The sequence below is a fragment of the Roseibium algae genome (genome assembly GCF_037783265.1).
Classification (GTDB): Bacteria; Pseudomonadota; Alphaproteobacteria; order Rhizobiales; family Stappiaceae; genus Roseibium; species Roseibium algae.
The window spans coordinates 141025-154132 of record NZ_JBAKIA010000006.1; the positions used below are offsets into that span (position 1 = coordinate 141025).

General features: G+C 55.1%; 12 protein-coding genes. 5 read left to right on the plus strand and 7 right to left on the minus strand.

The annotated features are described in order from the left end of the window. Window positions 1–25: 25 nt before the first annotated feature. Window positions 26–448 carry a hypothetical protein gene (locus tag V6575_RS11600; protein ID WP_340274497.1) on the minus strand — a complete coding sequence of 141 codons (423 nt, stop codon included), beginning with the start codon at window positions 446–448 and terminating at the stop codon, window positions 26–28. 168 nt (window positions 449–616) lie between these two features. Further along, window positions 617–2458, minus strand: a complete 1842-nt coding sequence (ggt, locus tag V6575_RS11605) for a gamma-glutamyltransferase (RefSeq protein WP_340274498.1) — start codon at window positions 2456–2458, stop codon at window positions 617–619. A 180-nt stretch (window positions 2459–2638) separates the two neighbouring features. Here ggt and V6575_RS11610 point away from each other — a divergent pair, with 180 nt between their 5' ends. Next, window positions 2639–3781, plus strand: coding sequence for an endonuclease/exonuclease/phosphatase family protein (locus tag V6575_RS11610; RefSeq protein WP_340274499.1), 1143 nt, complete (start codon window positions 2639–2641; stop codon window positions 3779–3781). Window positions 3782–3836: 55 nt separating this feature from the next. On the opposite strand, the gene V6575_RS11615 is transcribed toward V6575_RS11610, so the two are convergent. The 3 genes from V6575_RS11615 to V6575_RS11625 all read right to left on the minus strand — a co-directional run bounded on the left by V6575_RS11615 (window position 3837) and on the right by V6575_RS11625 (window position 7025). Beyond that, window positions 3837–4748, minus strand: coding sequence for a PhzF family phenazine biosynthesis protein (locus tag V6575_RS11615; RefSeq protein WP_340274500.1), 912 nt, complete (start codon window positions 4746–4748; stop codon window positions 3837–3839). Window positions 4749–4893: 145 nt separating this feature from the next. After that, window positions 4894–6021, minus strand: a complete 1128-nt coding sequence (locus V6575_RS11620; protein ID WP_340274501.1) for a GNAT family N-acetyltransferase — start codon at window positions 6019–6021, stop codon at window positions 4894–4896. A 101-nt stretch (window positions 6022–6122) separates the two neighbouring features. Beyond that, complete coding sequence (locus V6575_RS11625; protein WP_340274502.1) at window positions 6123–7025, minus strand: pirin family protein; 903 nt, start codon at window positions 7023–7025, stop codon at window positions 6123–6125. A 299-nt stretch (window positions 7026–7324) separates the two neighbouring features. Here V6575_RS11625 and V6575_RS11630 point away from each other — a divergent pair, with 299 nt between their 5' ends. The 4 genes from V6575_RS11630 to V6575_RS11645 are packed head-to-tail and all read left to right on the plus strand — an operon-like array spanning window position 7325 to window position 10402. Next, window positions 7325–8251, plus strand: a complete 927-nt coding sequence (locus tag V6575_RS11630) for an ABC transporter ATP-binding protein (RefSeq protein ID WP_340274503.1) — start codon at window positions 7325–7327, stop codon at window positions 8249–8251. After that, window positions 8248–8739 carry a GNAT family N-acetyltransferase gene (locus tag V6575_RS11635; protein WP_340274504.1) on the plus strand — a complete coding sequence of 164 codons (492 nt, stop codon included), beginning with the start codon at window positions 8248–8250 and terminating at the stop codon, window positions 8737–8739. The genes V6575_RS11630 and V6575_RS11635 overlap by 4 nt, the downstream gene beginning before the upstream one ends. Further along, window positions 8736–9497, plus strand: coding sequence for an ABC transporter permease (locus V6575_RS11640; protein ID WP_340274505.1), 762 nt, complete (start codon window positions 8736–8738; stop codon window positions 9495–9497). The genes V6575_RS11635 and V6575_RS11640 overlap by 4 nt, the downstream gene beginning before the upstream one ends. Window positions 9498–9508: 11 nt before the next feature. Beyond that, window positions 9509–10402, plus strand: coding sequence for a D-alanyl-D-alanine carboxypeptidase family protein (locus V6575_RS11645; protein WP_340274506.1), 894 nt, complete (start codon window positions 9509–9511; stop codon window positions 10400–10402). Here V6575_RS11645 and V6575_RS11650 read toward each other — a convergent pair. Beyond that, on the minus strand, window positions 10399–11271 hold the full coding sequence (locus V6575_RS11650) for a GGDEF domain-containing protein (protein WP_340274507.1): 873 nt from the start codon (window positions 11269–11271) through the stop codon (window positions 10399–10401). The two genes, V6575_RS11645 and V6575_RS11650, sit on opposite strands and share 4 nt — an antisense overlap. A gap of 777 nt (window positions 11272–12048) precedes the next feature. Next, window positions 12049–12726, minus strand: a complete 678-nt coding sequence (locus tag V6575_RS11655; RefSeq protein WP_340274508.1) for a hypothetical protein — start codon at window positions 12724–12726, stop codon at window positions 12049–12051. Between the last annotated feature and the right edge of the window lie 382 nt (window positions 12727–13108).

The window sequence follows — 13108 nt, forward strand, 5'->3', positions numbered from 1 at the left end:
GGAGAGGCGAATGCAGCGCGTTTTTTCAGGAAAAGGTCAGGACGGCCAGGATGATGGTGATAAGGCCGGTGAGGGAGCCAGCAAGGGCGAGCTTTGGCATTTGAGGCGCGAGGCGGGCAGGTTTTCCGGCCTTGATTTGGCGGATCGTCATGCGGCTGGCAATGATGATCAGGGTGAGTAGGATTACGCCAAGCATTTTCGCATGGAAAAACGGGCTCAGGCCGCGACCGCCATCATAGGCGAGCCAAAGAAGCAGCGGTCCGGTGATCCAAAGAAGAACAATGGAATGAACGCTCAAGACGCCAATGCGCGGGATCACGCCGCGCAGCGCTGCGGCTGCCTCCGCATCAGCAGAGCGTGCTACCTTGATGACCAACAGATTGGCCAGGCTGCCCCCAACTCCTGCGGTAAAGGCGATGACATGCAGGATTTTCAAAAGTTCGATCATTGGGGGCTCTCTTTGGCTTTTGGCTGAGTGAGGTTGTAGAGCATGGCAGAGCTGGCGGCGAGGAAAATACAACAGGCAAGCGGATGCTCCCCGTCTTCCGTCTGGCGGGAAAAGACGTTCATCGGGCAGCACGTTTCGCGTCACCCGATGAGCGTGTCAGGAGGTGTCTTACTCCCCCAGCGCAATGCCTTCGCGTCTGGGATCAGCTGCGCCTTCCAGAGTGCCATTGCTGATTGCAATGACATGAAGGCCAGAGGTCAGGGCGCGGGAATTGATCTTGTAGCCAATGTCTTCCAGCGGCTTTGCCATGTCCGTTGCCGTCGTGTCCTCCTCCAGATCATAGGTGCCGAAGCGGTTGATCAGATGAGGCAGGGCGACGGCTTCCTGAATGTTCATGCCCCAGTCCAGATGGGCGATGATTGCACCGGCCACATAGCCAATGATGCGGCTGCCACCGGGGCTGCCGACCACCAGTTCCGGCTTGCCATCGCGCATGACGATGGTTGGTGCCATGGAAGAGCGTGGGCGCTTGCCGGGCTCCAGACGGTTTGCGATGGGCACGCCGTCTTTCTGGGTGCGGAACGAGAAGTCTGTCAGTTCGTTGTTGAGCAGAAAACCGCGCACAAACAGTCGAGAGCCGAAGCCGTTCTCGATGGTGGTGGTCATGGACAGGGCGTTGCCGTCCGCATCGACAATGGAAATATGCGAGGTGGAGGGCAGCTCGATACTTTCATCGTCAGCCAGATGCATCGCATGGTCCCATGGCGGGGAGCCGGGAGCGACTTCTTTCAAGGCATCCGGACCTTTGAGCAGATCCGAGCGGGTCTTCAGATAGGCCGGGTCAACCAGGCCTTTTGTTGGCATGGGAACGAAATCGCTGTCGGCCATGTACCGGCCACGGTCAGCGAAGGCGAGGCGGGACGCATCGCCAATCAGCCGCCAAGCATCTGTGCTTTTCGGGCCGAGTTTGGCCAGATCATAAGGCTCCAGACTGCCGAGAATCTGGCCAACGGTGAGGGCGCCGGAGGAGGGCGGTCCCATGCCACAGACATCCGCGCCGCGATAGGCCGCGCAAACGGCCTTGCGCTCAATGACGTCATAGATTTTCAGATCGGTTTTGGACAGCAGGCCCGGATTGCCTTTTGCGCCCCGCACCGTGTTGACGATATCGGTTGCGATCAGGCCGTCGTAAAAAGAGCTCACGCCCTTGTCTGCGATTGAATTCAAGGTGGCGGCATAGTCCTGATTTCTCAAGGTGTCGCCAGCCTGAATGGCTTTGCCACCTGGAAAGAAATAGGCTTTTGTGGCTGCAAACCGTCCAAGGCGGTCCGCATCGCTGGCGACCAGTCCGGCCAGGCGCGGCGAGACGGTGAAGCCCTTGTCGGCCAGGTCAATTGCGTCCTTGAACAGGGATGCCCATTCCAGTTTGCCCCAACGCTGATGGGCGGCTTCCATCAGTTTTGGCGTTCCGGGTGTGCCGACAGAACGCCCGCCGACAACAGCGTCCCAGAATTTCAGCGGTTCGCCTTCTGCGTTCTGGAAGTAGGTTGGATCGGCTTCCTGAGGCGCTGTTTCGCGGCCATCCAGAGTGGTCAACTGGTTCGACTTGGCATCATACCAGACCAAAAATGCGCCGCCGCCGAGGCCGGAGGACTGAGGCTCGACCAGACCCAGAACTGTCTGTACGGCAATCATTGCATCGGCTGCACTGCCGCCGGCTTTCAGGATTTTCGCGCCCGCTTCCACAGCCAGTGGATTGGCCGCGGAGATCATCCAGTTTTTGGCGGTGACCGGCTTTCCGGCTTCCTTGGCTGCCAGTGACGCTGTTGCTGCCGGAGACAGGTTCTCAAAAGCGGCTGGCAGCTTGCTGGCGCTTTCAGGAGAGACAGCATCTGCGGCCTGCTGCGCGAAGCCCGGATTTGCGATCAGGCAGGTCAGAAGAACCCCGACAAAGCCTGTTGTTGAGCGTCGTGCGCGATGGGTGGTTGGTCTGGTTTGTGATCTGATCATGGCGGGGTCTCCTCCTCCGGAGCTTGGGATTTGCCTCAGCCTAACGTGCTTTGAAGGACTGCGAAAGCACGTTCTCAGGCAGGATGTCTGCCATCTATGGTGTGCGTTTTGCCTTGCGCATGTTATGGTTGTCGTGATGTGTCGGCCCAAAACGGGGCGGCTGATCGGGGAGGACAGGCCATGCGGATTGCAGCATTCAACGTCGAGAATCTTTTTGACCGGGCCAAGGTATTCAATGGTCCTGAGAAAGATGCTCACAAAGATGTTCTGGACGCGCATGGCGCGCTGAACAAGCTTTTTCAGAAAGAGGTTTATTCTGAGACTGACAAGGTGCGTATGCTGGAGTTGATGACCCAACTTGGCATGTTGAAGCGTGACGAGGGGCGCTATACCCGCATTCGCAAGATCCGCGGCCAGCTGATCTCCAGACCGCGTGCGCCCAAAGTACCTTACATCAAGGCAAAGGGACGCGCGGATTGGGTCGGCTGGTGCGAGCTGCGTATGGAAGCGGTTGACGAGATCGCCATTGTCAACACGGCGCGGATGATCCGGGACCTGCAAGCCGATGTGCTCGCCATTGTGGAGGCAGAAAGCCGCCCGGTGCTGCGATCCTTTCAGGACCTGATGGTCGATAAGCTGGACCTTGAAGAAGTCTATCGTCATATCATGCTGATCGACGGCAATGATGCCCGTGGCATCGATGTCGGGCTGGCGACCCGAAATGGCTTTCCCATTGGTCTGATGCGCAGTCACGTTGATGATCTCAAACCGGATGGGCACCCTATTTTCAGTCGGGATTGCCCGGAGTATGAAGTGACCACGCCCGCGGGCAATACCTTGATGGTCTTGCCCAATCATTTCAAAAGCAAATATGGCGGCAATGATCCGGTCAGTCGGGCCAAGCGGCTGGCACAGGCCACAGCTGTTGCCGATTATTACTGGCGGTTGATCGACGAGGGATATGAGAATGTCGTGGTTCTGGGGGATTTGAACGACACGCCGGACAGCGCCGAATTGGCGCCGCTGCTGGTCGATACGGACCTCAAGGATGCGTCAGACCATCCAGCTTTTACAGAATTTGAATTCAATGCGGGCAATGGCGAGCGGGGCATTGGTACCCATGGACTTGGCAATGATGATGACAAGATTGACTATCTCCTCCTGTCACCAGCCTTGTTTGCCAAGATCACTTCTGGAGGAATTGAACGCCGTGGGATCTGGCCAGGGTCACGTCCGCCGCGTTGGGAGGTCTATCCGGAGCTGACAAAAAAGCATCATGCAGCCTCCGATCATCATGCCATTTGGGTCGATGTCGACATTTGATCTGATCGAGATCTAGGGGGACCAGCAGAGGCTGGCCCGCCTTCATGTCGCGTATCTAGATGAACAGTTCGCCGCGGGCCACGATGGTGGCCTGACCGCCGACACGGACCGCATGGAGCTTCTTGTCTTCGATATCGATCTCAAGGTCGATCAGGGATGGACGGCCCATGATGAAGCCTTGCTCGATCCGGACGAAATGGCTGCCGCCGGGCAGGCGGTCGAAATGGTTGACCACACCCGCAAAGGCTGCGGCTGCCGATCCTGTCGCCGGATCTTCCGGAATACCCATTTCAGGGGCGAACAAACGGGCTTGAAACGCGCTGTCGTGGACCCGTGTCTCACGGCAGTAAACATAGGCGTCATTATGCTCGTCTTGATCGAAGGCAGCGGCCCAGCGGAGCATGTTTGGTTTTGCCCGGGCAAGGGCATCCAGATCGCGCACGGGCACGAAGTTGAAGGCCGGACCGACCTTGAAACGGGACGGGCGGTGGTTTTCAAAGCCGATGTCTGTCGGATCCAGACCGAGCGCTTCTGCGATCAGTTCACTGTCATTTGTCGGGCCAGCGTGTTCCGGCAGCTTGGGCACATCAAACTCTGCGAAGCCCGCAGCATTCTCCCGAAGGATGACAGCACAGCGCACAGCGCCGATTTTTTCTTTCAGGACGACAACCGCATCCTGTTCGCCCTTGATCTCGCCAAACCGTTCTGTGGCCATGAGTATGGCTGTTCCAACGGTCGGGTGACCTGCGAAGGGTAGCTCTGTTTTCGGCGTGAAAATTCGAAGATTGGCCGAATGTCCTGGATTGTCCGCTGGCAGGACGAAGACGGTTTCCGACAGGTTGAACTCGCCTGCGATCGACTGCATCTGCGCGTCACTGAGACCTTCGCTGTCCAGCACGACGGCAAGTGGATTACCGGACAGTGCTGTATTTGTGAAGACATCGAGAATGGCGTAGCGGCGTCCCATATGCAGGTCTCCTGACGGATTGGTTCCGGGATTGGAATATTTCGCGGACTGTTGCACGGAACGAGTGTGGACCGCCAGCCTGTATTGGGTGTGCATGGTTAAGGAAAAGTTGCTGTTGGCGGCAGGTGTTGGGTCAGGCTGAGGATCAGGGCTTCGGCATGAGCAAGTGATGTGCGATGGCGCGGGCATAAGAAACGATGTCGGGATTTGCAGCATCTTCTGCTCTGCGCAGAATGTGCAGATCAGCCAGCTCCTGCTCTTCGCTCGCCAAGGAAAACTCAACAGCTTCACGGCGTATTTGATCTGCCGGCTTGTCGACATCCATCAGCTGGGCAATGGAAATGCGTGGCCCATCGAAAACGGCAAAGCGTTCACCGGGACGGACCATGTGCTTCTCGATGCCGGTTTCTTCTACGAGTTCGCGAAAGATTGCACCTGCTACATCAACCTGGCCGCCGTCTATGACGTCTGCCGGATCAAGATTGCCGCCGGGTGGATAGATCTTGCCCGCGTTGGCAGTGGTGTCGGACATGACGCCAAAGAGCAAAGCACCGTCATTGGACCGCAGGATTGCCGATCCGAAGACATTATGAGCACTGGCGTCAGGGGCACCCCAGTCGCGCCAGGCCAGAAATGCTGCGAAGGAGGTCTCCTTGCATGTTCCTCTGAAACTGCCGTTTTCAAAGGTATGGCCCGAGAGTTTCAGAACGCGGCCATTCCACAGATGCGGGTTTTTGCTGAGCGCCGCCCGCCAGTGATCATCGATGGCGTTGCGATTGTCTGTCTCAAAGGCCCATGGATTGGCTGTGTCCACATGCAGATGGATGCTATTTACGGGCAAAATGACCGGTGGCAGGTGCTTTTCCATCAGGTGGGGAGGAGCACTTGAAGCCATTTGGTGTGGGGCCTTGTCAGCGGCGGAGAACCCATGTTTCTCAAAGAACCCAATTGCGAGATCATTGCCCGCGACACTTAAGCGGTTGATACCTTTGTGGCGGGCAAGGTCAGTTAAACGGGTCAGGAGCAGGAGCCCGATGCCTTGGCCGACAGCTTCAGGTACAATGAAAAGTTGCTCTATGCGGAACTGATCTTCTTCGACCGTTCCGCCAGCAAATCCAATCGGCTTTCCATCTCGTTCGGCAACCAGCAGATCATCGGGGAAAGGCTCTTGCTGTGAGGTGCCGCAACTGTCCGAGGAAGCCAGGGCACGCTGCAGGATGTCGCTCAAGGAGAGAGTGTCGTCAGCATCGGCATTTCTGATCTTGAGCGTCATGGTGCCTTATGGTGTCCTCTGACCATCCTGAATGGTTAGAGGGTTCTCGTGGCAGGAACAAGACGCAATTTTTCAATTGTGAGACATCACGGCATGTTCCGTTATCGGATGAAACTTCCTGAGCGCAATTCCTTGATGGCCTGCCTCAGTTCTTCCTGGGTGTTCATGACAATTGGTCCGTGCCAGGCGACGGGTTCCTTGATCGGAGCGCCGGAGACAAGAAGGAAACGTATGCCGTGATCTCCTGCCTGAACGACGATCTCGTCGCCTGTTCCGAAAATGACGAGGGTGCGATCGCCGGTCTGGTCGCGAAACTGAAGCTCCTCGCCGCCGAATTCCTTTTCGGTGAGAACGCCAAATGGGTCGGAAGCGGCCTCAAATGAGCCTGATCCTTCAAAGATGTAGGCGAAAGTCTGTTTGTAGGTGTCGACCTTGAAGCGCTTGCGAGTGCCGGGAGGAACGGAAATGTCGATATATTGTGGCTCGGCGGCAATGCCATCGACAGGACCGGATTTACCCCAAAAATTACCACAGATGACCCGGGCGACGGTTCCATCATCGTCGATTTCGACCGGGATATTGGGGGCGGTGACGTCCTGATAACGGGGTTCCGTCATCTTCATGGATGAGGGCAGATTGGCCCAAAGCTGGAAACCGTGCATGCGGCCGTTGGCGTCGCCCTTGGGCATTTCCTGATGCATGATACCCCGGCCGGCGGTCATCCACTGGACATCGCCAGCCCCCAGATTGCCGGTGTTGCCAAGGCTGTCACCATGCTCGACCGTTCCGGCCAGAACATAAGTGATGGTTTCAATGCCCCTATGCGGATGCCACGGAAAGCCCGCCTGATAATCTTCAGGGCGCTCATTGCGGAAATCATCCAACAAGAGGAACGGATCGAGCATTTCCGGATCCTGAAATCCGAAAACACGTTCCAGTTTAACGCCCGCGCCTTCCATGGTGGATTGCGTGGAGCCAATATGTGCGACCGGACGAATGGACATGGCGATCTCCTGAAGAAAGGGTGTGTTCTAGCGTTCAAGATAGCATCTTCGGGGTGCTTTCCCAGTGAGCTGGGCGGAACGCACTGTTCAGTCTTTGAAGACAGACGTTTAAGAATAAGGGCGCTTGGGGAGATGGGCGTTTGCGGATAAGGTTTGGCAGGACAGTGCGGGTTACCTCTTTTCATTGCCGGGTCTGTCTGGCAATGTGCGCGCACTAACTAGGCATGTGCCGGGTTCACTCTTAAGTGGGCGCGTATGAAGCACGGTTTTGCCGCTTTTCACTTCTGATGCAGGATTCCATGGCTCCCATCATTTCCGTTCGCGACCTTCAAAAGACCTATTCCGGGGGCTTTGAAGCACTGAAGTCGATTTCTCTGGATATCGAAGAAGGCGAGGTCTTCGCCTTGCTTGGCCCAAATGGGGCAGGAAAGACGACGCTGATCAGCACGATTTGCGGGCTTGTGATGCCGACTTCCGGTTCCATTTCCATCGGTGGTTTTGATACAGAAAAGGACTATCGTTCTGCCCGCAAACTTGTTGGCCTTGTGCCGCAGGAAATGCCAACGGCTCCTTTTGACAAGGTGATCGATACGGTGGCTCTGAGCCGTGGCCTGTTCGGATTGCCGCGCAATAAAGCGTTCATCGAGGATATCCTCAAGGACCTGTCTCTTTGGGACAAGCGGGACAACCAGATTATGATGTTGTCCGGCGGCATGAAGCGCCGGGTGCTGGTTGCCAAGGCGCTGGCCCATGAGCCCAAGGTGCTGTTTCTGGATGAACCGACGGCTGGTGTCGATGTTGAGCTGCGCCGGGACATGTGGCGGATCGTTGATACGCTGAAAGAACGTGGCGTCACGATCATCCTGACGACCCATTATATTGAGGAAGCCGAGGAGATGGCCGACCGTGTCGGTGTCATCAACAAGGGGGAAATTATTCTGGTGGAGAACAAGGACGTCCTGATGCGCAAGCTCGGGCGCAAGCAATTGACCCTTGAACTTGCCGAGCCGCTCTCCGCGATCCCGGACGCTGTTCAGACCAAGGGTCTGTCGATTGAAGGGGAGGGGAGTCAGCTTGTCTACGTCTATGATACCCGCAGTGAGCGGACCGGTATCACGTCGCTGCTCAGCTCCTTGTCTGCTGCAGGCATTCGTTTCAACGATCTGAATACATCCCAGAGTTCGCTGGAAGATATCTTTGTCGATCTGGTAAAGGTGAAATCATGAGCATTCAGGTTCGCCGTGCGGTTGCCGGAGAGGCTGAGGCGATGACAGATCTGTGTCTGCGTTCCAAGCAGTCAAACGGTTATGACGATGACTTCATGGCCCTGTGTGTCGACGAATTGAGCGTGACATCAGAGCGGGTTTCAAAAGAGTTTTTCATCGTTGCTGAACATGACAGCAGCGCTCTTGCAGGCTGTGCCAGTCTTGCGGTTAAGGCGGGTAGAGAGGGCGGCGAGGTCAAAACTTTTTTCGTTGATCCTGAGTGGAAGCGGCAAGGCGTTGGCAGCTTGCTTTGGGCCGAGGTCGTAGCGCAGGCCCTGTCGATGAAACTGGAGAAGCTTTATCTTGACGCGGATCCGTCTGCGGTGCCGTTCTATCAAAATCTTGGATTTCAGACGGTTGGGGAAAGTCCATCGGGCTCCATTCCAGGCAGAGTCATCCCGCATATGATATTGACGGGCGATGCCCTGATGCAGGTAGAAAAACAATGAACTTTCAAGCGGTCAAGACTATTTACACCTATGAGATGGCGCGCACGATGCGCACGATCATGCAGTCCATCGTCTCACCTGTGATTTCAACGACGCTTTATTTCGTGGTCTTTGGCGCTGCCATCGGATCGCGGATATCTGAAGTTGACGGTATTTCCTATGGGGCGTTCATTGTTCCCGGGCTGATCATGCTGTCGCTGATGACGCAGAGCCTGTCGAATGCGTCCTTTGGCATCTACTTTCCGCAATTCACCGGCACTATTTTCGAAATCCTGTCAGCGCCTGTGTCGTTTCTGGAAATCACCATCGCCTATGTTGGGGCAGCTGCGACCAAATCAGCCTTTGTCGGGCTGATTATCTTGATCACGGCGTCATTCTTCGTGCCGTTGCAGATCTTGCATCCTGTCTGGATGGTGACGTTCTTCCTGTTGACCAGCATCATTTTTGCGCTGCTTGGTTTCATCATCGGAATTTGGGCCGACAATTTCGAGAAGCTGCAATTTGTACCGCTTTTGATCGTGACGCCTCTGGCGTTTCTCGGCGGCAGCTTCTATTCGATCTCCATGCTGCCGCCGATTTGGCAGAAGGTCACGCTGCTGAACCCGGTTGTTTATCTGATTTCCGGCTTCCGCTGGAGCTTCTATGGCCAGGCCGATGTCAGTCTGTGGCTGTCGCTGGCGATGACCTTTGTGTTTCTCTTTATCTGCCTTGCGATTATTCGCTGGATGTTCAAGACCGGCTACAAGCTCAAGGCGTGAGGTAAACAGGCATGTCCGCAACCTATTTCCTGAGACGTCTTGCCGTGCTTGGCGTTGCGGTGAGCCTTGCCGCTTGTCAGACGGCCGGCCAGCAAGGTCAGCTAGGGCAAAATGGGCAGCAACAGGTGCAGGTGACTGCTCCGGCTCCTGCTGTTGTTGCCTATGCCCCCGCAGCAACGGCTGTGACGCGCGGCTATTCTGAATATGTGATGGATCTGGCAAATGGGACGGAGCTTTCGCAGCTGAACGCCGAGGGGCCGCGGTTTCCAGCTTCCCTGACCAAGATGATGACGCTCTACCTCCTGTTCGAGGAGGTGTCTTCCGGGCGATACAGCCTGTCGTCTGAACTGGCAGTCTCTGACAAGGCGGCTCGCCAACCACCGGCAAAGCTCGGGCTTAAAGTCGGATCGACGATCACTGTCGAACAGGCCGCGCGGGCACTGGCCGTGAAGTCGGCCAATGATGTTGCGGTGGTCATTGCCGAGAACGTCTCAGGCAGCGAAAGCGCTTTTGCTGCAAAAATGACAGCGAAAGCTCGGGCGCTGGGCCTCAGCCGAACACGCTTCGTCAATGCCAGTGGTTTGCCCAATCCGGCGCAGGTGACAACTGCGCGGGATATGGCAACGCTGGGACGGGCGCTGAAAACGCGCTTTCCTCAGTATGGTGCGTATTTTCGGGCAAAGACTTTCAGCTTTGGCGGGCGAACCTACAAGACGACCAACAATCTTCTGGGCAAGGTTCCGGGTGTGGATGGCTTGAAAACCGGACACATCAACGCTGCTGGCTACAATCTCGTTGCAACGGCAAACAGGGGCGGCAAGAAGCGGCTCGTGGTTGTTATGGGAGGCAAGAGCGAGGCTGCGCGAGACAAGCGTGTGACTGAACTTCTGGAGCAGAACTTCTAGGTTCTAGCTTCCAAAAGTGGGCCACTGTGTGTCGGCTCTTCGCCTCGCATTGAGGTGACGAGAGAGACTTTGTTCCGGCCAGCGCGTTTGGATTCGTACAATCCGTTATCGGCGAGTTTCAGGAGCGTCCTGTCGTCGAGACCGTCTCCACGCCCGTGATAAATACCAGCAGACAGGGTCAGGCGAACTTCGTCCGGTGCAAAGTGCAGGGGCATATTGGCAATGGTTTTGCGGATCCGCTCAGTGATGGCGAAGGCCTCAGCCTTTCCAATGCTTGGCAGAAGGGCTGCAAATTCTTCCCCTCCTGTGCGTGCGAGGCAATCTTGTTCTCTCAAGTGCCATTGCATCACGTCGCTGCACATCTGAAGCGCTTCATCTCCTGCGCCATGTCCATAGCTGTCATTCACGGCCTTGAAATGATCTAGGTCGAATTGAACAACTGCGAAGCTGGCATGGTTCGCGTCCCCCAGCAATTCCTTGATCCTGAGGCTGAACTCGCGCCTGTTGAATGTCCCAGTCAGCGGATCGCGGTGAGCGGCTTCCTTATGCTCGGCAACCGTCTGCTCGAAAGCCAGAGCTAGCGAGAATGCACCGCTGCTGGTCACGAATATCAGGGCTGCTGTCTGATGAATTGAGAGCATAAGCTGGTTTTGGGTCGCTATGCCGGTCAGCTCCACGCCTTGAGCGCTGTGCAGCAGAAAGGAGATGCCAATGAATGCATAACAGAAGCTGAGGCCGTATTTTGAGGATAAATTTTCCGAGTTTTGCGGCCAGTAATCGATTGCTGTGGCAAGGGACAGGCAGGCCAGTATCAGATTGGCTATGACGAATGGGAATTCCGTATTTTGGAAGTAAAACACGGAGGCCATGATTGATCCAATAAGGCCCAATGGAACCAGAAACTGGAGTTTGGTGATTTTAAGATTGTTAAACTTTCGTGCCGATAAGTTGTATGTGAAGAACGATGCAATCAATAATATTTTGGGCAATACCGAGGCCCAAAACTCAGGCAGTGATAAATCTGCGCTCTCGCAAAACAGAGCTGTTGTTAAAAATAGGTTTCCAAGAGCCCATAACGGCCAGAAATTGGCGCTTTTTGTATGATGCAAAGCTGTCACAAACGCGAGAGTAAATACAGTTAACATCAGGGGTGTCGCCGTCAGTAAAGAAAAATTTTCCATTGTGAGCGGTCCTGAAAGGCGAATAAGAATTGTAGAAATATCCTCTGTCGATTGGCAAAATAGGGGGGGCTTTCTTTCCTGGCTCTTATCGTATTCATTAAAATTTTAGCAATTGGGGCAGTAATTTGCGGTGGTTATGTTCGTTATAATTTGATGCATTAACTTAAGCCTCTGATGCGCCAACACTCTTGGCGAACCTGAACGGGCTTTTGAGTTTTATACGCTCGTGCTTGTTGAGCATCTTATCCCCGCTTTCCCGTGACGATTTGGATGAAAGGGAAGGCGGGGAGGCAATTGGCTATTGGGGGTCTTGTATACTTTGCCCGGCCTGTGATCAGTCTGGTGCGCAGCCGCTTTGCTAACGCCGTATTTGTCACGATCCGGCGGGGGATGTCTCAAAGCGGTGCCGGGCAGACGGTTCCGGCATCCGGCCTTGATGGCTTCGGTCTCTTTACTACACGGCGATCAGGAGAGATGCAGCAATTTCTTCATCCGGGTCTTGGCTGCCTTGGCCACGTCGGCGGCCTTCATGGCCTTGCCCTTCTTCGGCTGATGTTTCTTTGACAATCGCTGGGAAATCGTCGTCGCGGTTTTGTTATCACCAGTCGCGACCGCGACGCTCAGGCCGAGCCATTCATCGATTTCCCGGTCCATTTCGTGTTCCTTGGCCAGCTTTTCCGCTTCCTTTTTTGCCTTCTTGCGCACGTATTCGGCATATTCTGGAGTGTGAGGGAATTCCTTTTCGGCGTGGGCGCTGAGTGTCTGGTTCAAAATGACTTTCGACAGCTTGAAGAACTTCTTCCACTTTTCGCTTCTGCGGGCAGACAGATGGTAGGCTTTAATCTCATCAACAGTCAGTTCGCGTTTCTGGCCTTCCTTTTTTTCGATTATTTTGAGGGCCTTCATATGTTCTTCATGCACAATACGATTAAAAATCTCCTGGGCTTTGTTCCAGACGTTTGGTGCGAAACTTTGGTCCGCTGGGCTGAGTTTGGAGTAATATATGTCGATCGCCGTGATCTCGTCCCTGTGAATCGTCGCCAATTCATAGGACTTCCAAATCTTTTGCCTGTTTATATATTTTTCAAAGGCCTTTTTGAGCTCATTGTCTTTCAAGATTGCGGTCAGGGCAGCAGTGTTCATTGGACTTTTCCTTCCGGTTGAGAAGCAAGAGTAGCGTTGTTCCGTCCCTCTTAAGTGCCTTCAGAAAGAAAGAAGGTTCATTTGGAGGTCAGCTAAAGCTGGGGGGCATCAAAGCTGTCCTTGGCAACGAGATTGGCAAGTCTGGATCTTGGTCTTTCACTGCCCGCTTAGGTTCTCCAGCAGTTTGCAAGGGAGGGGAGCGATGAGATGCTTTTTCATTTTTCTCTCGCGTCTGCTCCGGTTCTGTTTTCGCCGTCTGCTGGAAAGTGGATGAGACCGGAAGCGCACGTCTTATGGCGGCGTGGAGTTGCCTGAAAAGCGCGGTTGGAAACTGCCTGCTGTGAGGCGTTTTGACCGGCTGAAATAAAAAAAAGCGGCGCTG